At 74.8% G+C, this 21,754-nt stretch carries 16 protein-coding genes; 2 read left to right on the top strand and 14 right to left on the bottom strand.

What is annotated here, in order from left to right; translation table 11 throughout:
- The first annotated feature begins 179 nt into the window (after window positions 1-179).
- Complete coding sequence (locus tag ACFVGO_RS09380; RefSeq protein ID WP_380631258.1) at window positions 180-1,049, top strand: hypothetical protein; 870 nt, start codon at window positions 180-182, stop codon at window positions 1,047-1,049.
- 239 nt (window positions 1,050-1,288) lie between these two features.
- Here ACFVGO_RS09380 and ACFVGO_RS09385 read toward each other — a convergent pair whose 3' ends face one another.
- Window positions 1,289-2,101, bottom strand: a complete 813-nt coding sequence (locus ACFVGO_RS09385; RefSeq protein WP_359906008.1) for an RNA methyltransferase — start codon at window positions 2,099-2,101, stop codon at window positions 1,289-1,291.
- An 89-nt stretch (window positions 2,102-2,190) separates the two neighbouring features.
- Between ACFVGO_RS09385 and ACFVGO_RS09390 the strand changes: the two genes are divergently transcribed.
- Complete coding sequence (locus tag ACFVGO_RS09390) at window positions 2,191-4,932, top strand: SpoIIE family protein phosphatase (protein ID WP_359906005.1); 2,742 nt, start codon at window positions 2,191-2,193, stop codon at window positions 4,930-4,932.
- 135 nt (window positions 4,933-5,067) lie between these two features.
- On the opposite strand, the gene cobA is transcribed toward ACFVGO_RS09390, so the two are convergent.
- The 13 genes from cobA to argB all read right to left on the bottom strand — a co-directional run bounded on the left by cobA (window position 5,068) and on the right by argB (window position 21,693).
- Complete coding sequence (gene cobA, locus ACFVGO_RS09395) at window positions 5,068-6,315, bottom strand: uroporphyrinogen-III C-methyltransferase (protein WP_359906002.1); 1,248 nt, start codon at window positions 6,313-6,315, stop codon at window positions 5,068-5,070.
- A gap of 101 nt (window positions 6,316-6,416) precedes the next feature.
- On the bottom strand, window positions 6,417-10,373 hold the full coding sequence (gene cobT / locus ACFVGO_RS09400) for a nicotinate-nucleotide--dimethylbenzimidazole phosphoribosyltransferase (protein WP_380631259.1): 3,957 nt from the start codon (window positions 10,371-10,373) through the stop codon (window positions 6,417-6,419).
- Window positions 10,374-10,856: 483 nt separating this feature from the next.
- Window positions 10,857-12,113, bottom strand: coding sequence for a precorrin-6y C5,15-methyltransferase (decarboxylating) subunit CbiE (gene cbiE, locus ACFVGO_RS09405; RefSeq protein ID WP_380631260.1), 1,257 nt, complete (start codon window positions 12,111-12,113; stop codon window positions 10,857-10,859).
- Window positions 12,114-12,249: 136 nt separating this feature from the next.
- A complete protein-coding gene (locus ACFVGO_RS09410) occupies window positions 12,250-12,915 on the bottom strand; it encodes a GNAT family N-acetyltransferase (protein ID WP_359905994.1) in 666 nt (221 codons plus the stop codon).
- A 198-nt stretch (window positions 12,916-13,113) separates the two neighbouring features.
- Window positions 13,114-13,941 (bottom strand): MetQ/NlpA family ABC transporter substrate-binding protein, encoded by an 828-nt coding sequence (locus ACFVGO_RS09415; protein ID WP_359905991.1) that lies wholly within the window; start codon window positions 13,939-13,941, stop codon window positions 13,114-13,116.
- Window positions 13,942-13,998: 57 nt separating this feature from the next.
- Window positions 13,999-14,727 carry a methionine ABC transporter permease gene (locus tag ACFVGO_RS09420; protein WP_359905988.1) on the bottom strand — a complete coding sequence of 243 codons (729 nt, stop codon included), beginning with the start codon at window positions 14,725-14,727 and terminating at the stop codon, window positions 13,999-14,001.
- Window positions 14,724-15,749, bottom strand: coding sequence for an ATP-binding cassette domain-containing protein (locus ACFVGO_RS09425; RefSeq protein WP_359905985.1), 1,026 nt, complete (start codon window positions 15,747-15,749; stop codon window positions 14,724-14,726). The genes ACFVGO_RS09420 and ACFVGO_RS09425 overlap by 4 nt, the downstream gene beginning before the upstream one ends.
- Before the next feature lie 553 nt (window positions 15,750-16,302).
- On the bottom strand, window positions 16,303-16,803 hold the full coding sequence (locus ACFVGO_RS09430; protein WP_359905982.1) for a GNAT family N-acetyltransferase: 501 nt from the start codon (window positions 16,801-16,803) through the stop codon (window positions 16,303-16,305).
- 215 nt (window positions 16,804-17,018) lie between these two features.
- On the bottom strand, window positions 17,019-17,276 hold the full coding sequence (locus ACFVGO_RS09435) for a hypothetical protein (RefSeq protein ID WP_359905979.1): 258 nt from the start codon (window positions 17,274-17,276) through the stop codon (window positions 17,019-17,021).
- A 190-nt stretch (window positions 17,277-17,466) separates the two neighbouring features.
- Window positions 17,467-18,891, bottom strand: a complete 1,425-nt coding sequence (gene argH, locus ACFVGO_RS09440) for an argininosuccinate lyase (RefSeq protein ID WP_380631261.1) — start codon at window positions 18,889-18,891, stop codon at window positions 17,467-17,469.
- A 125-nt stretch (window positions 18,892-19,016) separates the two neighbouring features.
- Entirely contained in the window at window positions 19,017-19,565 is a 549-nt protein-coding gene (locus tag ACFVGO_RS09445) for an arginine repressor (RefSeq protein WP_359905973.1), read from the bottom strand.
- A gap of 23 nt (window positions 19,566-19,588) precedes the next feature.
- The gene (locus tag ACFVGO_RS09450; RefSeq protein WP_359905970.1) at window positions 19,589-20,821 is read right to left on the bottom strand and encodes an acetylornithine transaminase; all 1,233 of its coding nucleotides are present in this window, start codon (window positions 20,819-20,821) and stop codon (window positions 19,589-19,591) included.
- Window positions 20,818-21,693 (bottom strand): acetylglutamate kinase, encoded by an 876-nt coding sequence (argB, locus tag ACFVGO_RS09455; protein ID WP_359906023.1) that lies wholly within the window; start codon window positions 21,691-21,693, stop codon window positions 20,818-20,820. The genes ACFVGO_RS09450 and argB overlap by 4 nt, the downstream gene beginning before the upstream one ends.
- Between the last annotated feature and the right edge of the window lie 61 nt (window positions 21,694-21,754).

The following is a 21,754-nucleotide window of genomic DNA, read 5'->3' on the forward strand; positions in this document are numbered from 1 at the left end:
CACCGGCCCAGCAGGAGAAGGGCCGGCAGAGCGTGCATGCCCCCGGACGCCCGCCCGAGCCACCCGCCGCGGCACGGGCCCGGGCTGCGGCGGGACGCCCCGGCGCGCAGGCCGCCGGGGCCGCCGGACGGCGACCCCAGGGACCGGCCGCGCCCGCACCGCGGCCCGAAGCCACACCGGTGACCCGCCCGCTGCGGGCGCGTCCGGACCGTCCGCAGACCCCGCCCCCGGGCCGCCCCGGCCCCCACGACCGGGCACGCCCCCGGGACCGCCAGCACACCCCCGCCCCCGGCGGGCGGCCCGGCACCGCCCGGCAGCGGCTGCTCCGGCAGCGGCTGGTGGTCTTCGTCACCGTGACCATCGGGGTGGCGCTGGCCATCGCGGCGGCGCAGGGCTGCGAGAACCGGGACAACCGGAGCGTGCGGCCACCGAGCGCGGTGGTGGTGAATACGGGCTCCGGCGGCGAACAGGCGGTGCCGGGGACCTCGGCCGACGTCGTGCCGCAGTCCTCGACCGCGCCACAGGCCTCGACCGCGCCGCTCCCGGCGGCGGCGCGCGGTGGCGCGGACAGCGGGCTGACAGCCCCGCAGGCGCCCGTGCCACCGGTGGACTGGCCCAACCGCGGCTACCCCGACGGGGCCGGCGGACCGGCCGTCGCCCTGCAGAACGGGCACTCGGTCGGGCCCGGGCCGCAGGTCACGCTGAGCGCGGTGCTACCGGCCCGGTACAAGGGCCTGCCGGCCGCGGTGGTCGTCCTGCGGCGGGCGGAGGGTTCGACCCAGGTCGACCTCGTCCAGCTCTACACCTTCACCGGGGAAACCCCGGTCGCCACCACCTCCCGCACCTCGGTGGCGGACCCGCAGGCGGCGGCCACCTGGCGACTGGACGGCAGCACGGTCGTCCGCGAGGAACGCTCGGCCGTCACCGGCGCCGTCGCCTCCACCCGCTACACCGTCCGCCCCGACGGCACCCTCGACGAATCCTGGCCCGGCGCCACCACCCCACCCCCCGCCGCCGCCCCGGCCCCACCCACCTCCCCCACCGGCTGAAGCCACCCGGGCCCCGTCCGCACCACGACGGCCGACGCGAGAAGTCGGGCGGGCCGACTTCTCATGCGGCTCGGCCCCGGAAGACGCTGCGGGCGAGCGCCTGGAATGCGGTCTCGGCAAAACCGGCACGCGCGAGAAGTCGATCCAGCCGACTTCTCGTGCAGGGCCCCCGGAGGCCGCTGCGGGCGGGGGGGCGGTGGGGGCTCCGGTGAACCGGGCGTGCGTGGGGAGTCGGGCGGTCAGGGGGTGGGGGTGGTGACGGCGTAGAAGGCCACGGCTGCGGCGGCGCCGACGTTGAGGGAGTCGATGCCGTGGGCCATGGGGATGCGGACGGGGTGGTGGGCGGCGGCGATGGCACGGGGGGTGAGGCCGTCGCCCTCGGCGCCGAGCATCAGGGCGGCCTTGGGGAGGCCGTGCGGGGTGAGGGTGTGGAGGTCGACCGCGGCCTCGGCGGGGGTGAGGGCGAGCAGGGTGAAGCCTGCCTCGCGGACGGTGTCGAGGGCGGCGGGCCAGGGGTCCAGGCGCGCGTACGGGACCGCGAAGACGGCGCCCATGGAGACCTTGACCGCGCGCCGGTAGAGCGGGTCGGCGCAGTCGGGCGAGAGCAGGACGGCGTCCATGCCGAGGGCGGCGGCGCTGCGGAAGATGGCGCCGAGGTTGGTGTGGTCGACGAGGCCCTCCAGCACGGCGACCCGGCGGGCCCCGGCGAGCACCTCGGCGGCGTCGGGGAGGGGCTTGCGCTCCATCGAGGCGAGGGCGCCGCGGTGCACGTGGTAGCCGGTGACGGCTTCGGCGAGCGCGGGCTCGACCACGTGGACGGGGGCGTCGGCCTCGGCGATGACGTCGCCCATCACCTCCAGCCACTTGGAGGTGAGCAGCATCGACCGCATCCGGTAGCCGGCGGCCAGGGCGCGGCGGATGACCTTCTCCCCCTCGGCGATGAAGAGGCCCTCGGCGGGTTCGCGGCGGCGGCGCAGTTCGACGTCGGTCAGGCCGGTGTAGTCGGCGAGGCGGGGGTCGGCCGGGTCGGTGATGGTGCGGGGTTCGGACACCCTGCGATCTTGCCAAGCCCGGGCGGGGAAGGCCAAACGGCGGAGGGAGCGGGGTGGTCCCCGGCTGGCCGTAGTGCAAATATGACCGTATGGCCCGAAATCCGGGCCGATCCTGGGCTCCGTCGGCCTCTGGCGCCACTGGCTCCGCCGGCTCCCCCGGTGGGCGCCCACACGGTCGGCCACAGCTGCCGCACGCGAAGCGGCGGTGGCCGGTCTGGCACCGGTCGGTGGCGGGGCAGGTCTTCGCACTCCAGGTGCTGGTCGTGCTGCTGCTCGTGGTGGCGGCCGCGGTGGCACTGGTGGTGCAGTCGCGCAACGACGCCACGCACGAGGCCCGCAACCGTTCGGTGGCGGTGGCGCAGACCTTCGCCAACTCCCCGGGCATCGTCGCCGCGCTGCGCTCCCCCGATCCGACGGCCCTCCTGCAGCCGAGCGCGGAAGCCGCACGGGTCGCCTCGGGCGTGGACTTCATCGTCGTGCTGAACGACCAGGGCATCCGCTACACCCACCCGAACCCGGCCCGGATCGGCCAGAAGTTCGTCGGCGTCTACGAGCCCGCCCTGCACGGGCAGGTGGTGACGCAGCAGGTCTCGGGCACGCTCGGCCGCCTGGTGCAGGCGGTGGTCCCGGTGTACGCGCCGGACGGCTCGGTGGTCGGGGCGGTCTCGGCGGGCGTCACGTTGAAGAACATCAGCAGCGCCAGCCAGCGGCAGCTGCCGGTGGTGCTGGGCGCGGCGGCGGCCGCGGTGGGGCTCGCCACGCTGGGGACGGCGCTGATCAGCCGGCGGCTGCGGCGCCAGACGCACGGGCTGGGCCCGGTCGAGATGACCAGGATGTACGAGCACCACGCGGCGGTGCTGCACGCGGTGCGCGAGGGCGTGATGATCATCGGCGGGGACGGGCGGCTGCTGCTCTGCAACGACGAGGCGCGCCGGCTGCTGGACCTGCCGCCGGACGCCGAGGGCCGCCCGGTGACCGGGCTGGGCCTGGAGCAGGCGCCGCTGGAGCTGCTGACCGCCGAGCGCCAGGTGACCGACGAGGTGGTGCTGGCCGGGGAGCGGCTGCTGGCGGTGAACGTCCGGCTGATCGACCGGCCGGGCGGCCTGCCCGGATGCGTCGCCACGCTGCGCGACTCCACCGAGCTGGCGGCGCTGTCCGGCCGGGCCGAGCGCGCGCAGCGGCGGCTGCGGCTGCTGTACGACGCCGGGGTGACGGTGGGCAGCACCCTGGACGTGACGCGGACGGCGGAGGAGCTGGCACAGGTCACGGTGCCGCGGTTCGCGGACTTCGTCACGGTGGACCTGGCGGACCAGGTGCTGACCGGCGAGGAGCCGCCGCCGGGCCCGTCGCTGGGGCGGATGCGCCGCGCCGCGGTGGCGGGCGTACGGGACGACGCGCCGTTCTACCCGGTCGGCACGGTGCTGGACGTGGTGCCCGAGACCCCGCTGGCCGGGGCGCTGCACAGTGGTGAGCCGGGCATCGAACCGCACCTGGCGGAGGTGGACGAGTGGCGGGACCAGGACCCGGAGCGGTCGGCGCAGGTACTGGCGTACGGGGTGCACTCGCTGGTGCGGGTGCCGCTGCGGGCGCGCGGGGTGCTGCTGGGGGTGGCCCGGTTCTGGCGGGCGCAGCGGGCCGAGCCGTTCGAGGCGGACGACCTGGCGCTGGCGGTGGAGCTGGTCGCGCACGCGGCGGTGTGCATCGACAACGCCCGCCGCTACACCCGGGAGCACACCATGGCGGTGACGCTCCAGCACAGCCTGCTGCCGCGCAACCTGCCGGAGCAGACGGCGCTGGACGTGGCGCACCGCTACCTGCCGGCGCAGGCCGGGGTGGGCGGGGACTGGTTCGACGTGATTCCGCTGCCGGGTGCGCGGGTGGCGCTGGTGGTCGGGGACGTGGTGGGGCACGGGCTGCACGCGGCGGCGACGATGGGCCGGCTGCGCACGGCGATCCACAACTTCTCGACCCTGGACCTGCCGCCGGACGAGCTGCTGGGGCACCTGGACGAGCTGGTGAACCGGATCGACCAGGACGAGGCGGCGGGCGGCGGGCGCGCGGAGCTGGCCGGGGCGACCTGTCTGTACGCGATCTACGACCCGGTGTCGCGGCGCTGCACGCTGGCCACCGCCGGTCATCCGCCGCCGGCCGTGGTGGACCCGCAGGGCCGGGTGGTGTTCCCGGAGCTGCCGACCGGGCCGCCGCTGGGGCTGGCGGTGCTGCCGTTCGAGACCGCCGAGCTGGAGCTCGCCGAGGGCAGTCGCCTGGTGCTGTACACGGACGGGCTGGTGGAGGACCGGGAGCGGGACATCGACGAGGGGCTGGAGCTGCTGCGGGCGGCGCTGACCGGGCCGCCGCGCACGCCCGAGCAGACCTGCGCGGACGTGCTCGGGGCGATGCTGCCGGCGCACCCGCAGGACGACATCGCCCTGCTGGTGGCCCGGACCAGGGTGCTGGCCCCGGACCACGTGGCGCAGTGGGAGGTGCCCTCCGACCCGGCGGCGGTGCGCGAGGTCCGGGCCGCGGTGGCGGAGCGGCTGACGGCGTGGGGGCTGGAGGAGGCCGCGTTCGTCACCGAGCTGATCCTGAGCGAGCTGGTGACCAACGCGATCCGGTACGGCTCCGGGCCGATCCGGGTGCGGCTGCTGCGGGACCGTTCGCTGATCTGCGAGGTGTCGGACGGCAGCAGCACCTCGCCGCACCTGCGGTACGCGGCGACCGAGGACGAGGGCGGGCGCGGGCTGTTCCTGGTCGCGCAGTTCGCGGACCGCTGGGGGACGCGCTACACGGCGACCGGGAAGGTCATCTGGACGGAGCAGCCGCTGGAGTAGCCGCGGAACGGCCGCGGAACGGGAGGTCGGACCGGCCGACTTCCCGCTCCGGCGCGTTGGCCGCAGCGCGTTCGCCCCCGCGGCCGCTGCGGCGCGTTCGCCCCGGCGGGTCGACGCCGGCGGGTCCGCGCCGGCCTACGGCTGGAAGGCCGCGGCCAGCACGTTGACGACGTCGCCGATGACGATGACCGCCGGGGGCTTGACGCCCTCGGCCTCGACCACCGCGGCGACGGTGCCGAGGGTGGCGTCCACCCGGCGCTGGGCCGCGGTGGTGCCCTCCTGGACGACGGCGACCGGGGTGTCCGCCGGCCGGCCGTACTCGACCAGCCGGGCGGCGATCGCGCCGATCTTGTCCACGGCCATCAGCAGCACCAGGGTGCCGCTCATCCTCGCGGCGGCCTCCCAGTTGGTGAGCGAGCGCTCGTCGTCCGGGCCGACGTGGCCGGAGATCACGGTGAACTCGTGGGTCATGCCGCGGTGGGTGACCGGGACGCCGGCCGCCGCGGGGACGCTGATCGAGCTGGAGATCCCGGGCACCACGGTGACCGGAAGCCCGGCCTCCGCGCAGGCCAGCAGTTCCTCGCCGCCGCGGCCGAAGACGTACGGGTCGCCGCCCTTGAGCCGGACCACGAACTTGCCGGCCTTGGCGTGCTCGACCAGCGTGCGGTTGATCGCCTCCTGGGCCATGAAGCGGCCGTACGGGATCTTGGAGGCGTCGATCACCTCGACGTGCTCGGGCAGTTCGGCGAGCAGCTCGCGCGGGGCGAGGCGGTCGGTGACGACCACGTCGGCGTCGGCGAGCAGCCGGCGGCCCCGCACGGTGATCAGGTCCGGGTCGCCGGGACCGCCGCCGACCAGGGCCACGCCGGCGCCGTGCGCGCGGTACTGGCGGGCGGCCAGCGAGCCGTCCCGCAGGCCGTCGACGATGGCGTCGCGCAGGGCGGCGGAGTGGCGCGGGTCGCCGGTGAGGACCGCGACGGTGGCGCCCGCGTCGCGGCCGCTGGCCGGGGTCCAGGCGGTGGCCGCGGCGGCGTCGTCGCTGCGGGAGCAGAACACCCGCTCGCGCTCGGCCTCGGCGCTGACCGCCGCGTTGACGGCCGGGTCGTCGGTGGCGACCAGGGCGTACCAGGTGCCGGCCAGATCGCCGTCCCGGTACGGGCGGGCGTGCCAGGTGAGCTCGCCGGCGTCGGCCATCGCCTGGACGGCCGGGGTGGTGGCCGGCGATATGAGGTGCAGGTCGGCACCGGAGGCGATCAGGGCCGGCAGCCGCCGCTGGGCGACCTGGCCGCCGCCGACCACGACGACGCGGCGGCCGGCCAGCAGCAGGCCCACCGGGTAGGGGGTACGGCCCTCGGTGCTCGGGTGCGGGGTGGGCGCGCTCATCGGCGGTGCTCCTGATCGGGGGTGAGGGTTGGGGAAGGTACGGCACCGCTCCGCGGTCCGGCGCGCCCTCGGGCCGGTCCGCGGAGCGGTGACGGGGTGCGTCAGGCCTTCTCGGTGACCCCGGCGGAGTCGAAGGTGGCTACATCGTGCATCGCCCGGGCCGCGCTCTGCACCAGCGGCAGGGCCAGCAGGGCACCGGTGCCCTCGCCGAGCCGCAGGTCCAGGTCGATCAGCGGGCGCAGGCCGAGCTTCGCCAGCGCGGCCTGGTGGCCGGGCTCGGCGGAGCGGTGCCCGGCGATGCAGGCGGCCAGCACCTCGGGGGCGATGGCCTTGGCGGCCAGCGCGGCCGAGCCGGCGATGACGCCGTCCAGGACCACCGGGGTGCGCAGCGAGGCGGCGCCCAGCAGGAAGCCGGCCAGGGCGGCGTGCTCCAGGCCGCCGACGGCGGCGAGGACGCCGACCGGGTCGCTCGGGTCGGGCCGGTGCAGGGCCAGCGCGGCGCGGATGACCTCGATCTTGCGGGCGTGGGTCTCGTCGTCGATGCCGGTGCCGCGGCCGGTGACCTCGGCCGGGTCGAGGCCGGTGAACACCGAGATCAGGGCCGCCGAGGCGGTGGTGTTGGCGATCCCCATGTCGCCGGTGACCAGTGCCTTGTTGCCCGCCGCGACCAGGTCGCGGGCGGTCTCGATGCCGACCTCGATGGCCTTGAGGGCCTCCTCGCGGGTCATCGCCGGGCCCTGGGTCATGTCGGCGGTGCCGGGGCGGACCTTGCGCGGCAGCAGGCCGGTGGCGCGGCCCTGCTGGACGGCGTCCGGCAGCTCGGCGGCGACGCCGACGTCGACCACGCAGACCTCGGTGCCGATCTGCTTGGCGAAGGAGTTGATCACCGCTCCCCCGGCCAGGAAGTTGGCGACCATCTGGGCGGTCACCTCCTGCGGCCAGGGGCTGACGCCCTGGGCGTGCACACCGTGGTCGCCAGCGAAGATCGCCACGCAGGCGGGCTCCGGGATCGGCGGCGGGCACTTGCGGGACAGCCCGCACAGCTGGGCGGAGATGATCTCCAGCATGCCGAGCGAACCGGCCGGCTTGGTCATCCGCTTCTGACGGTCCCAGGCCTCGCCGAGCGCCTTGGCGTCCAGCGGCCGGATGCCGCGCAGGGTCTCGGCGAGCAGGCTCTGCGGCTCCTCGCCGGGCAGCGCGCGGTTGCCGTACTGCTCCTCGTGGACGACCCAGGACAGCGGGCGCTTCTTGGCCCAGCCCTGCTGCTCCAGCTCGGGCTCGTCCGGGAACTCGTCGACGAAGCCGACGCACAGGTAGGCGACGACCTCCAGGTGCTCGGGCAGGCCGAGTTCGCGGACCAGCTGCTCGTCGTCGAAGAAGCTCACCCAGCCGACGCCCAGGCCCTCGGCGCGGGCGGCCAGCCAGAGGTTCTCGACGGCCAGGGCGGCCGAGTACGGGGCCATCTGCGGCTGGGTGTGCCGGCCCAGGGTGTGCCGGCCGCCGCGGGTGCGGTCGGAGGTCACCACGATGTTGACCGGGGTGTCGAGGATGGCCTCGATCTTGATTTCCTTGAACTGCTTGGCCCGGCCCTTGGGCAGCGAGTCCGCGTACGCCTCGCGCTGGCGCTCGGCCAGGGCGTGCATCCGCTTGCGGGTCTTCGCCGAGCGGATCACCACGAAGTCCCAGGGCTGCGAGTAGCCGACGCTGGGCGCGGTGTGGGCGGCCTCCAGGACGCGGATCAGCACCTCGTGCGGGATCGGGTCCGGGCGGAAGCCGTTGCGCACGTCGCGACGCTCGCGGATCACCTGGTGGACGGCCTCGCGGCCGGCCTCGTCGTATCCGGGGGCGGCCGGGCCGCGCGGCTCGGCCGGCTCCTCGGGCTGCTGCTCCGGCTGCTCCTGCGCCTCCTCGGCGGCGGTGCCCTCAGGGGCCTCAGGGGCCTCAGGGGCCTCGGTGACCTCAGCGGCGTCAACGGCCTCAGCGGCGTCAACGGCCTCGGCGGCGGGCTCCTCGACGGCGGGCTCCTCGACGGCTCCGGCGGTCGCCTCGCCGGCCTGCTCCTGGGCGGGCTCCGCCTCCGGAGCGACGGCGGCGGCCTGCGCGACGGCGGCGGGTTCGGCCTCGGCCGGGACCTGCGCCGGCTCGGCGGCCGGCTCCGCGGGGGCCTCGGCCTCCGCGACGGCGGCGACGGGCTGCTCGACGGCGCCCTCGGCGGGGGCGGTCTCCTCGGCCTCTCCGGCCGGCTCGACGGCCTCGACGGGCGCGACGGCCTCGGCCACGGGCTGCTCCACGGCTTCGGCGGGCTGCGCCGCCGGAGCCTCGGGGGCGGCCTCGGCCGGAGCCTCGGCGGGCGACTCGGGGGCCGGCTCGACGGCTTCGGCGGCCTCGGCCTCCGCGGGCGCCTCCACGGCCTGCTCCACGGCCTGTCCGGCGGGTGCCTCGGCCTGGACCTCGGCCTGCTGCTGCGGCTGCTCGGCCTCCGCGGCGGGCTCGACGACGGCCTGGCCGGAGGGCATCTCACCGGTGCCCGCGGCGGTCTCCGCGACCGGCTCGGCGACGGCCTCCGACGCGGTCTCCGCCGGGTGGGCCTGCTCGGCGGCCTCGGCCACCACGGCGACCGGGCCGGACTCGGCGCCCGCGACGGCCTCGGCGGGCTGCGCGGAATCAACGGCCTCGACGGCCTCGACGGCTTCGACGGCCGCGACGGCCTCGGCCGCGGGCTGCGGCGCGTCGGCGGCCGCTATGGGCGCGGGCTGCTGCGGAGCCGTCTCCTCGACGACCTGGGCCTGCCCGGCCTTCTCGACCTTGGGCAGGCCGTGCGGGGTGGGAGCGGCCAGGAAGGCGGAGATCCGGCGCGGCTGGCCGGCCGGGGCCGCGGCCTCGGTCTGCTCGACGGGCACGGCGGCGCCGTCGGCGGCCACGGCCTCGGCGGCAACGCCCTCGGCGACGGGCTCGACGACGACGGGCGCGTCGGCCGTCCCGGCCACCGGCTGGGCGGACTCGGCCGGGGCGGCCTGCGCCGCCACGGCGACGGCCTCCACGGCCTCCACGGCGGGCGCGGTGGCCTGGGCGGCCTGGGCCGTCACGTCCTGCGCGGGCTGGACCGGGTCGGCGTGGAAGGCCTCCGGCGTCTCGACGACCTCGATCACCTCGATCGCCCCGACCGTCTCCACGGCCAGCACGACCTCGACCGGCGGCCCGGCCAGCGGCACCTGCTGGGCGTGCTGGACCTGCTGGAAGTCCTGCGCCTGCGGCAGCTGCTGCCCGTCCACGACCGGAACCCCGGCAACCGCCGGGGCGACCGGCGCCGTCGGGACGGCCTGCGGGGCGGCGGCGTGCGCCGGGGCGACGGCCTCGGCCATCGGCGGGCGGCCGACCACCGGGATGCCGTGCGCGGGCGTGCCGCCCTGCGAGGGGCCGCGGTCGGCCAGCGAGCGGACCGGCACCTGGCCGGTCATCAGCGACGGGTCCGGGATCGGCGGGCCGGCGTGCAGCGGCCGGCGCGGCTGCTGAGCCTGCGTCATCGGCTGCTGCGGCTGCGTCTGGACGGGCTGCTGCGGAACGGCGTGCTCGGCGCCGAGCACCGGCGGGTCCACCGGCGGCCAGGACGGCTCGACCGGCGTGCCGTCCTGCTGCGGCGCGAGCGGCATCTGCTCGGCCGGCACGGCCGGCTCGCCCCAGGAGCCCTGCGGGCCGGGCATCAGCAGCACGTCGTCATCGTCGTCCAGGCCGTCCGGCGTGTCGGGCTGGTCGAGGAAGTGGAAGGCCGGGCGCGGGGCGCCCTGGTCGACGGCCCAGCCGTCGCCGGGGTGGCCGGGCTGGGGCACGCCGGGAACGCCGTAGCCGTGCTGGCCCTGCGGCGGGATGACGCCCGCACCCGGGGGCATCGCGCCGGGGACGCCGCCGACCGGAGCCGGGTTCGGGATCGCACCGCCGTCCGTCGCGACGCCCTGGAGGGGTGCAACGCCCGCGACGCCCTCCGGTCCGCCGAGCGGGTCATGCCCGGCGTGCAGGTGCTCCGGCAGTCCCTCGCCCGGGACGTGGCCGCCATCGGTCATTGTCAAAGCTCCTTCCAGGCCGCTGCCGCGCCCTCGGCGACACGATCACCGATCGCAGCGCCCATCCGCACGGGCCGCACCAGCACCGGCCCGCCCCTAACCACACGCGGCCGCCGCGCCGTGGCGCTGCGGCCCAAGTCCATCCGGCGCACTGCGGCACCCCGGCCCGGCGCGCCGCCCGTACGGGGCGGCACATCGTCTGAAACAACGACAACCCGGAGCAACCGGCACGACCGCACCGGACCCTACGGCATTCTCCAGGTCCGGCACGCGGCCCGTCGAATTGCCCACACTCCGAGCGGAATCGGATTGCACCGCGTCAAAAAGGTGACAAACCGACCGAATCGGGTGGGTCGCCGACCGATACGGCCGTCCAGGACGTCACACTACCGGCACAGCGCGGTCACCTCTCGAATCGGTGTCCGGATGCGACCTGGATCACCGTCGGCGCCACCGGACGGCCCCGGCACGCGCCCACGGCCTTCACACGATCTGCTCACCCCAGAGCACCAGCGCGCCGGTTCCGCCGGTCCCCAGCGCCAGACCGTCGCCCTCCCCCGCCGGCCGCAACGGGGTCGCCTGGAGCAGCGCGCCGTCCGCCCGGTAACCGGCCCCGGCGATCGCCCGGTGGACCTCCTGCGCCTCGGCGAGGGTCCGGGGCAGCGCGACGAACCGCTCGGGACGGCGGGCCAGGACGGCGCGCACCACGTCGAGGCCGCCGGACTCCACCACCGCCGCGTCCGGCTCCGGCAGGCCGCCCAGCACCTCGGGGCCGCTCCCGTACACCGTCTCCACCTCGACGCCGTAGCGGCGGGCGTTGACGGTCAGCCGGGCGCAGGCCGAGCGGGAGTCCTCGACCGCGACGACGGCGGCGCCGAACCGGGCCGCCTCCACCGCGAGGGCGCCGCTGCCGGCGCCGACCGACCAGACCAGGTCCCCGGGGCGTGCGCCCAGACGGGCCAGTACCAGGGCGCGCACATGGGCGGGGAGCGCCTCCGGTGCGCCCGGCTCACCCTCCGTGCGCCCGGCGCCCGCATAGGCGTCACCGGGGAGCGCCCAGCCGCGTTCCGAGCCGGGGTAGCCGACCGGGCGCCCCGCGAGCCAGCCGGCCGCCTCGTCCACGGCGGAGGCCTGGGCGCCGCCGCCGATCACCAGCACCACGTTCGGGTCGCGCCACACGTGGTCGGCGATCCGGTCGGAGGTGAGGACGGTGACGTCCTCGTCCGGGGTCCCGAGGGCCTCGCAGACCACGAAGGTCCGGTGCACCCCGCGCAGCATCAGGGCGAGTTCGGCGGGCCCGGCGCCGGGCGCGGTGAGCACCGCGACCTTGGGGTGGGCCCGGCAGATGTTGGCCGCGCGGCGCAGCCGTCCGCCGTGGACGCTGACCACCCGGGCGTCCTCCCAGGGCATGCCGGCCCGGGCGAAGGCGGCGGCCACCGAGGAGACGGCGGGCAGCACCTCCAGTTCGAGGCCGTACTCGGGGCGGCGCAGGGTGCGCACCACCCCGAAGAAGCCCGGGTCGCCCTCGGCGACCACGACGGCGGCGCCGCGGTGCTCGGCGATCCGGCGGGCGGCCTGCCGGACGTTGCCGAGGGTGATCCGCTCGGCGGCCTCCGGCACCGGGAGGGCGTTCAGTTGGTAGGGGGCTCCCGCCACCAGGGTCGCCGCGGCCAGGGCCGCGCCGGCGGCCTCGGTCAGCGGTGTGCCGTCCCACCCGATGACCGTGATCCGGTCAGCCATCTGCGGCCGTTCTCCCTCGCCTCGGTGCGCCAAGCGATCCGCCGTCGTGCGGTGCCGGTCCAGAGGCTACCGGGTGCGGTACCCCGGACCCCGACATCTCGCACACATGTCCACGCCGGGTCAGGGGCTTCGGGGCTCAGTCGCGGAGCACGTAGCGCTGGTCGCCGTGCCAGCCCCCGCGGAGCGGCTCGGGCGACTCCAGGTCCTCCGGGAGCAGGCTCCACAGGATGAGGTCGCTGCGGCTCTCTCCCCCGGTCCGGCCGCCGGGAGATGCCTCCGGCACCGCCTCGCCGGACTCTCCCCGGACTATCCAGGCGCTGCGCAGCACGCCCTCGCTGATGCCGCCGATCTTCTGGGCGACCTGCTGGGCGGCGGTGTTGCCGGCGGCGGTGCGCAGCTCCAGGCGCAGGAAGCCGCGGTCCTCGAACAGCCACTGGGCGACGCCGAGGACGGCCTCCGGGGCGTAGCCCTCGCCGCGCGCCCAGACGGCGGTGACGTAGGAGATCTCGGTGCTGCGCAGCCGCCAGTCGGTGTTGCGCAGCTCGACCAGGCCGACCAGGCGCTGGGTCAGGTTCTCGGTGACGGCGAAGACGATGCCGCGCCCGGCGGCCCGGTGGGCGGGGGCGAGGGTGCGGGCGAGCTCGGCCGCGTACTCCTCGGTGAAGGGGTGCGGCAGGTCCGTCCAGGCGAGGACGAGGTCGTCGGCCATCATGGTGGCCAGCCCGGGGGCGTCGTCCTCCGCCAGGGGCCGGAGCAGCAGCCGTTCGGTGCTGATGGCGGTCTCGGGGAAGCTCGCTGCCATGCCGTCTCTCCTCGCCGGGTCGTGAACACAACACCGTACGCCTCCGTCGTGCCCCGGGTGCCACGCGGTGCGCTGCCCGCACGACGGTACGTCAGAACGCGGTCGGCCGGAGTGTCCCTGCCGCATACTGCCCGACCGGGCCCCCGCCGAGGTGCGGCGGGGGCCCGGTCGGGATCGGGGTGTCGAGCGGACCGCGGCTCAGAAGGCCGGGATGACCGAACCCTGGAAGGTGTCGTTGATGTACTTCTTGACCTCGTCGGAGTGCAGCAGCTCGGCCAGCTTCTTGACCCGCGGGTCGTTCTCCTTGCCCTTCTTGACGGCCAGGATGTTGGCGTACGGGTTGCCCTCGGCCTTCTCCAGCACCAGGGCGTCGGTGGCCGGCTTCAGGCCGGAGTCGATCGCGTAGTTGCCGTTGATGACGGCGGCGTCGAGGTCGGCGACGGAGCGGGGCAGCTGGGCGGCCTCCAGCTCCTTCCACTTGAAGTTCTTCGGGTTGCCGGTCACGTCCGCCGGGGTGGCGGCGGTGGTGACGCCGTCCTTGAGGGTGATCAGCTTGTTGTCGGCGAGCAGCTTGAGCGCGCGGCCCTCGTTGGTGGCGTCGTTCGGCAGACCGATGGTGGCGCCGTCCGGCAGGTCGGCGATCGCCTTGACCTTCTTGGAGTAGACGCCCAGCGGCTCCAGGTGCACGGGCTCGACCGACACGATGTCGGTGCCGCGCTTCTTGTTGAAGTCCTCCAGGTACGGGACGTGCTGGAAGTAGTTGGCGTCGGCCGAACCGTCCTGCACCGCCGTGTTGGGGGTCACGTAGTCGGTGACCTCCTTGATGTCGAGCTTGAGGCCCGCCTTCTCCGCGAGGTTGTCCTTGACGAACTTCAGGATCTGACCGTGCGGGGTGGGGCTGGCCACGACCTTGAGCGGCGCGTTCGCGTCCGACGAGGAGGAGGACCCGGAGCTGCCGCAGGCGGCGAGCGAGAGGGCGACGCCGGCGGTGGCGAGGATGCTGGTGAACTTCAGAACGTTGCGCACGAAAAGTGCCTTTCTGCGTGGAACGGGGAGCCGCGCCCGGGGTCGGACGGGGGAGGTCTAGGAGGCGACGAGGTCCTCGTCGGGCGTCGTCCGGGAGCGGCCGAGCAGCCGGGTCCGGCCGCCGGTGCGCCCGCGGTGGGAGAGCCGCTGGACGACGAAGTCGCCGATCAGCTGGACGGCGGTGACGATGATCACCAGCTCGGCCACGATGACCCACATGAAGGTGGTCTCGAAGCGCTGGTAGCCGTAGTTGACGGCGAGGGTGCCGAGGCCGCCGCCGCCGACCGTGCCGGCCATCGCGGAGTAGCTGATCAGGGTGATGACCGTGGTGGTGACCGAGGCCACGATGCCGGGCAGGGCCTCGGGCAGCAGGGTCTTGCGGACGATCGTCCAGGTGCTGCCGCCCATCGACTGGACCGCCTCGACCAGGCCCCGGTCGACCTCGCGGACGGAGGTCTCGACCAGGCGGGCGAAGAACGGGATGGCGCCGATGGTCAGCGGCACGGTCGCCGCCTGCCAGCCGATGGAGGTGCCGACCAGCCAGCGGGTGAAGGAGATCAGCGCGATCATCAGGATGATGAACGGCACCGACCGGGCGAGGTTCACGACGAAGCCGATGCTCTTGTTGACGGCCCGGTTGGCCAGCAGGCCGCCCTTGTCGGTGAGCACCAGCAGCACGCCCAGCGGCAGGCCGAGCAGGACGGTGACGACCGCGGACACCCCGACCATCTGGAAGGTCTCCTGCGTGGCGGGCCCCATCAGGGCCCACATCTCGTCCCAGGTCATGCCACCGCTCCGTCCGTCGCACCGATCACGTCCACCTGCAGGCCCTGCTCGCGCAGGTAGCCGATCGGCACCACGTTGTCCTGGTGGCCGCCGGACAGCTCGACCCGCATCCGGCCGACCATCCGGCCGGCGATGGTCTCCACCGCGGCGCCGAGGATGTTGATGTCGATCTGGTAGGTGCGGGCGAGCTGGGAGACGAAGGGCTGGGCGGAGCTGTCGCCCTGGAAGGTGATCTCCAGCACGGTGGAGCCGGGGTGGCCGGTGCCGAACTCGCTGAGCGGGAACAGTTCGCGGGCCAGCTCGGAGCCGGGCCTGGCGAGCAGGTCGGTGAGCTCGCCGGACTCGACCACCCTGCCGCCGCGCATCAGGGCGGCGGAGTCGCAGACGGACTTGATGACGTCCATCTCGTGGGTGATCAGCAGGACGGTGAGGCCCAGCTGCTGGTTGAGCTCGCGCAGCAGCTTGAGGATCGAGCGGGTGGTCTCCGGGTCGAGCGCCGAGGTGGCCTCGTCGGAGAGCAGCACCTTGGGGTCGCCGGCCAGCGCCCGGGCGATGCCGACGCGCTGCTTCTGGCCGCCGGAGAGCTGGTTGGGGTAGCTGCGGGCCTTGTCGCCCAGGCCGACCAGGTCGAGCAGCTCGGCGGCCTTGCGGCGGCGCTCGGTGCGGTCCAGGCCGATGATCTCCAGCGGGAGCTCGACGTTCTGCTGCACCGTCCGCGAGGAGAGCAGGTTGAAGTGCTGGAAGACCATGCCGATCCGGCGGCGGGCCTCGCGCAGCTCCTTGCCGGCCCGGTTCTCGCCGCCGGCCAGCGCGGTCAGCTCGACCCCGTCCACGGTGACCGTGCCGGAGGACGGGCGCTCCAGCATGTTCACGCAGCGGATGAGGGTGGACTTGCCGGCACCGCTGGTGCCGACGACTCCGTAGACCTCGCCCGGGCGGACGTGCAGGTCGACACCGGCGAGGGCGGTCACCTCGCGGCCTCGGGAACGGTAGACCTTCGTCAGGTCCGTGGTGGTGATCACAGCGGCTTTCCGTGGGTCGGGGGCGGGCGGCGCGGGTCGACCGCCCGACCTGCTTGCGGTCGGCGGGGCGACCTCACGGCGCTGCGCCAGGAGGGTCCGGACCTGGCGTCCCTCGATCGTGGCCGTTGGACGCCGGGGCCGCGCGACGGCGTGGCCCCAACGGGTCAACGGCACCCGCGCGGATGCGGGCACGACGGGGGAAGGGGTCCGGGAGGAGGGGCGCGCTCGCACGGGCGGGAGCACTGCCGGAGTCTCGCTTCGGGGCGCGAGGGGGAGGCGCCCTCAGCGGGGCGCCGGGGGCGGTGGCCCTCAGCAGTGACACATTCGACGACACATGGCACGCTCACCTGCCGGCAGGGTGCCGGTGGGGGTCCAGTTCGTCGTCGCAGTCATGTGAGCCAGTAAAACAGATGGGTCGAATTCCGCCCAATTGTTTGGCGGAGCTGTCCGCAATGCGGACAGATACCCCTGTGACCTGCATGGATACGGCTCGGCGCCGCCACCGGTGGTCCGGATGGTGGCGGCGCCGGGAAACGTGCGCGGGGCGGCGGGCTCAGGCCGTCGCCGCGAGCGGCGTCGCGGCGGGCTTCTCCAGGTGGACGTAGCTCAGCCGGCTGGTGATCTGCTCGACCCCGGTCTGGCGGTACCCCTGTCGAGCGTACAGCCGCAGGTTGCCGAGGCTGCGGTGGCCGGTGGACAGCCGGTAGGCGCTCACCGGGCCCTCCTGGGCCATGCGGCGCTCCAGCGCGTCCAGCAGGCGGCCGCCGAGGCCGTGGCGCTGCATCCGCGGGTGGACGACCAGGCGCCCTATCCGGGCGACGCCGTCGTCGCCGACGCGGCCGCGGACGGTGCCGACCACCTCGTCGCCCAGCCGGGCGACCAGGAAGTGGTCCTCGGACAGTTCGGCGCGCAGGCTCTCCAGGCTCTGCGTCAGGGGCTCGATCGCCCAGTCGCCGTACAGCTCGGCCTCGGGCTGGTAGCCGAGGTACTGGAGCTTGAGGATCTGCTCCGCGTCCTCGGCCTCCGCAGCCGAGATGATCACGCTCATGCCCATGTGGAGGGGCCTCCCCAGTCGTCGTGCCCGGCGCGCAGAGGGTGGCGCGCTCACGCTCAGTATCCGAGTGATCGCACCACCGTCAAGAGCTGCGTTCGCCAGCGCTCTACCCGGGTGTCAGCTCCGCTCAACCTTCGCGGGGGCGGACGTGAGCAGGGTCACCTCCCGTGCCGCACGGGTTCCGCCCGGCCGCACGGGCTGCTCAGGGGTGGCGCTCAGGGGTAGCGCTCCGCGTGGAGCAGCATCCGCAGGCAGGCCAGGCAGCGCGAGCGGGTGGGGCCGATCGAGCCGCGCGGCATGCCGAGCCGCTCGGAGAGCTCACGGTACGTGGGCGGCGGGTCCTCGGCGAGCGCGGCGATCAGCTGCGGACAGCGGCCGGGCAGGGCGGCGACGGTCTCGCGGACCGCGCGGCGGCGGGCTTCGGCGAGGTAGACGTCCTCGGCGGAGGGGGCGGGTGGGAGGGGGGTGCACACACCGTGCATGACGGCCCGGGGCGGGGCCGGTTACGCCCGGGCCGGGGCGCGGACACGGGAGGGGCGCGCCGGTCGGACCGCCGCGCCCCTCGCCCGCCGCACCGGGGGTCGATCCCGTCGCGCCCGGGCGTCGATCCCGACCGTGCCGGGGGTCGACCCCTCCGTCGGCGGGCCGGCCGCCCGCGAGGGGTCAGCCCCGGACCCACTCCTGCTGCCGCGCCAGGTCCGCCTTCACCTCGGCGAGCTGGACCGCGACCGCCGAGGGGGCCGTTCCGCCGCGCCCGTTGCGGGCGGCGATGGCGCCGTGGACGCTGAGCACCGAGCGCACCTCGGGCGTCAGGTGCTCCGAGATCGCGGCGAACTGCCCGTCCGTCAGGTCGGACAGTTCGATGCCCTCGGCCTCGCAGACCTTGACGCAGGCGCCGGCCACCTCGTGCGCGACCCGGAACGGCACGCCCTGCTTGACCAGCCACTCGGCGATGTCGGTGGCGAGCGAGAAGCCGGCCGGGGCCAGCTCCTCCAGCCGCTCCCGGTGCACGGTGAGGGTGGCCATCATCCCGGTGAACGCGGGCAGCAGCACCTCCAGCGAGTCGCAGGAGTCGAAGACCGGCTCCTTGTCCTCCTGGAGGTCCCGGTTGTAGGCGAGCGGCAGCGCCTTGAGGGTGGCCAGCAGGCCGGTCAGGTTGCCGATCAGCCGGCCGGACTTGCCGCGGGCGAGCTCGGCGATGTCCGGGTTCTTCTTCTGCGGCATGATCGAGGAGCCGGTGGAGAAGGCGTCGTGCAGCGTGATGAAGCCGAACTCCTTGGTGTTCCAGATGATCACCTCCTCCGCGATCCGGGAGAGGTTGACGCCGACCATCGCGGTCACGAAGGCGAACTCGGCGACGAAGTCGCGCGAGGCGGTGCCGTCGATGGAGTTGCCGACCGAGCCGCCCTCGAAGCCGAGCTCGGCGGCGACGGCCTCCGGGTCGAGGCCGAGCGAGGAGCCGGCCAGCGCGCCGGAGCCGTACGGCGAGACGGCGGTGCGGGCGTCCCACTGGCGCAGCCGCTCGGCGTCCCGGCCGAGGGCCTGCACGTGCGCGAGGACGTGGTGGGCGAAGAGCACCGGCTGGGCGTGCTGGAGGTGGGTGCGGCCCGGCATCGCGGTGTCCGGGTGCGCCTCGGCGAGGCCGACGAGGGCCTGCTGGAGGTCGAGCAGCAGGCTGCCGATGGTCTTCGCGTGGTCCCGCAGGTACATCCGGAACAGGGTGGCGATCTGGTCGTTGCGGGAGCGTCCGGCCCGCAGCTTGCCGCCGAGGTCGGGGCCGAGGCGCTCCAGCAGGCCGCGCTCCAGGGCGGTGTGCACGTCCTCGTCGGCGACGGTGCCGGTGAAGGTGCCCGCCCGGACGTCGGCCAGCAGCCGGTCCAGGCCGCCCAGCATGCCGGTCAGCTCCTCGTCGGAGAGCAGGCCGGCCTTGTGCAGGACCCGGGCGTGGGCCTTGGAGCCGGCGATGTCGTACGGCGCGAGGCGCCAGTCGAAGTGGACCGAGGCCGAGAGCCGGGCGAGCGCCTCGGACGGGCCGTCGGCGAAGCGCGCGCCCCAGAGGCGGACGTCGGAGGGCTGCTCGGCGGTCATCGCGTGACTCCTTCATGCATGTGCAGTGGACGGCATAAGTATGCACGACGCCGTATGAAACACAAAACCCCGGCCGGAGGGTTCTCCGTCGGCCGGGGTTCGTCGAGGTCAGGCGCTGCGCGGCGCTACTGGGCCTTCGCCTGGGCGAGTTGCATGAGGTGGTCGGCGAGCGCCTGGCCGCCGGCCGGGTCGCGGCTGATCAGCAGCACGGTGTCGTCGCCGGCGATGGTGCCGATGATCTCGAAGACCTCGGCCTGGTCGATCGCCGAGGCCAGGAACTGGGCGGCGCCCGGCGGGGTGCGCAGCACCACCAGGTTGCCGGAGGCCGTCGCGGAGACCATGAGTTCGCCGGCCAGCCGGGCCATCCGGCCCTCGCTGGCCGACTCCCCCATCGGCGCGCGCGGCGTGCGGTCGCCGCCCTCGGCCGGGACGGCGTAGATCAGCGCGCCGTCCCGGTTGCGGATCTTGACCGCGCCCAGCTCGTCCAGGTCCCGGGAGAGGGTGGCCTGGGTCACCACGAGTCCATCGTCGGCGAGCAGCTTGGCGAGCTGGCTCTGCGAACGCACGGGCTGGCGGGTGAGCAGGTCCACGATCCGCCGGTGGCGCGCGGTGCGGGTCTGCGGGACCTGCGGCGTCGGGCCGGCGGCGGACGAGCCGGAGCGGGAAGCGGTCATGTGATTATTCTCCCGGACGACGGTCAACTCGCATCGGCCGGGGCACTCTCGCGCACCGTCCGGAGGATGCCCGGCAGCGCGGCCAGGAAGGCGTCCGCCTCCTGCTCGGTCAGCACCAGCGGCGGGGCCAGCCGGACGGCGTCCGGGACGGCCGCGTTGACCAGGTAACCCGCCTCCTGGGCGGCCGCCTGGACCCGCGCCGAGACCGGCTCGGTGAGCACGATGCCGAGCAGCAGGCCCGCCCCGCGCACGTGCGAGACCAGCGGGTCGCCGAGCGCCTCGATTCCGTGCCGCAGCCGCTCGCCCAGCTTGCGGGTGTGCTCCAGCAGGCCCTCGGACTCGATGGTGTCCAGCACCGCGAGCCCGGCCGCGGCGGCCACCGGGTTGCCGCCGAAGGTGGTGCCGTGCTGGCCCGGGGTGAGCAGTTCGGCGGCCGGCCCGAAGGCGAGCACCGCGCCCATCGGCAGACCGCCGCCGAGCGCCTTGGCCAGGGTGACCACGTCCGGCTCGACGCCCTCGTACGCCTGGTGGGCGAACCAGTGGCCGGTGCGGCCGACACCGGTCTGGATCTCGTCCAGGACCAGCAGGGTGCCGGTGGCCCGGGTGATCTCGCGCGCCGCCCGCAGGTAGCCCTCGGGCAGCGGGACGGCGCCGTTCTCGCCCTGGATCGGCTCCAGGAAGACGGCGGCGGTCCCGGTGGTGACGGCCGCGCGCAGCGCCTCGACGTCGCCGAACGGGACGTGGGTGACGTCGCCGGGCAGCGGCCGGAACGGCTCCTGCTTGGCGGGCTGGCCGGTGAGCGCGAGGGCGCCCATGGTGCGGCCGTGGAACGCGCCCTGGAGGGCGACCAGGTGGGTGCGGCCGGTCCGCCGGCTGATCTTGAAGGCGGCCTCGTTGGCCTCGGCGCCGGAGTTGCAGAAGAACACCCGCCCGCCCGGGCGGCCGTCCAGCTCCAGCAGCCGCTCGGCGAGGGCGATGGTGGGCTCGGCCATGAAGAGGTTGGAGACGTGGCCGAGGGTGGCGATCTGCCGGCTCACGGCCTCGACGACGGCCGGGTGGGCGGTGCCGAGTGCGTTGACGGCGATGCCGCCGAGCAGGTCGGTGTACTCCTTGCCGTCGGCGTCCCAGAGCTTGCTGCCTTCGCCGCGCACCAGCGGGATGCGGGGGGTGCCGTAGTTGTCGGTGAAGGAGTGCTGCCACCGCTGGGCGAGCTGCTCGTTGTGCGTCACGTCGGTCATGTCGGTCCCGCCGGTCATGCCAGTCCCCCGGTCACGGTCGCTTCGTCGTCCGGCACGACCATCGTGCCGATGCCCTCGTCGGTGAAGATCTCCAGCAGCAGGCTGTGCTGGACCCGGCCGTCCAGCACGCGGGCGGTGCCCACGCCGGAGCGGACGGCGCGCAGGCAGCCCTCCATCTTGGGGAGCATGCCGCTGGCCAGGTCGGGCAGCAGCTCCTCCAGCTCGCTCGCGGTGAGCTGGCTGATCACGTCGTCCGAGTTCGGCCAGTCCTTGTAGAGGCCCTCGACGTCGGTGAGGACGACGAGCATCTCGGCGCCGAGCGCGACCGCGAGGGCGGAGGCGGCGGTGTCGGCGTTGATGTTGTAGACGTGGCCGTCGGTACCGCGGGCGATCGAGGAGATGACCGGGATGCGGCCGTCGGCGATCATCGCCTTCACCGCGCCGGACTCGATGTTGACGATGTCGCCGACCAGGCCGATGTCGACCTGCTCGCCGTCCACCACCGCGTAGCGCTTGACCGCCGTCATGGTGTGGGCGTCCTCGCCGGTCATGCCGACCGCGAACGGGCCGTGCCCGTTGAGCAGGCCGACCAGCTCGCGCTGCACCTGGCCGGCGAGCACCATCCGGACCACGTCCATGGTCTCCGGGGTGGTGACCCGCAGGCCGTTGGTGAAGCTCGACTCCAGGCCCAGCCGGTCGAGTTGGGCGCTGATCTGGGGGCCGCCGCCGTGCACCACGACCGGGTGCAGACCGGCGTAGCGCAGGAAGACGACGTCCTGGGCGAAGGCGGCCTTGAGGCTCTCGTCCACCATCGCGTTGCCACCGAACTTGATCACGACGGTCTTGCCGTGGAAGCGCTCCAGCCACGGCAGCGCCTCGATCAGCGTCATGGCCTTGGGCAACGCGGTGTTGTTGCGGGCCTGTTCGCCCTTGGGTGCGATCTGCACGGGA

The organism is Kitasatospora sp. NPDC057738, assembly GCF_042798815.1.
In the GTDB taxonomy this organism is placed as follows: domain Bacteria; phylum Actinomycetota; class Actinomycetes; order Streptomycetales; family Streptomycetaceae; genus Kitasatospora; species Kitasatospora lactacystinica.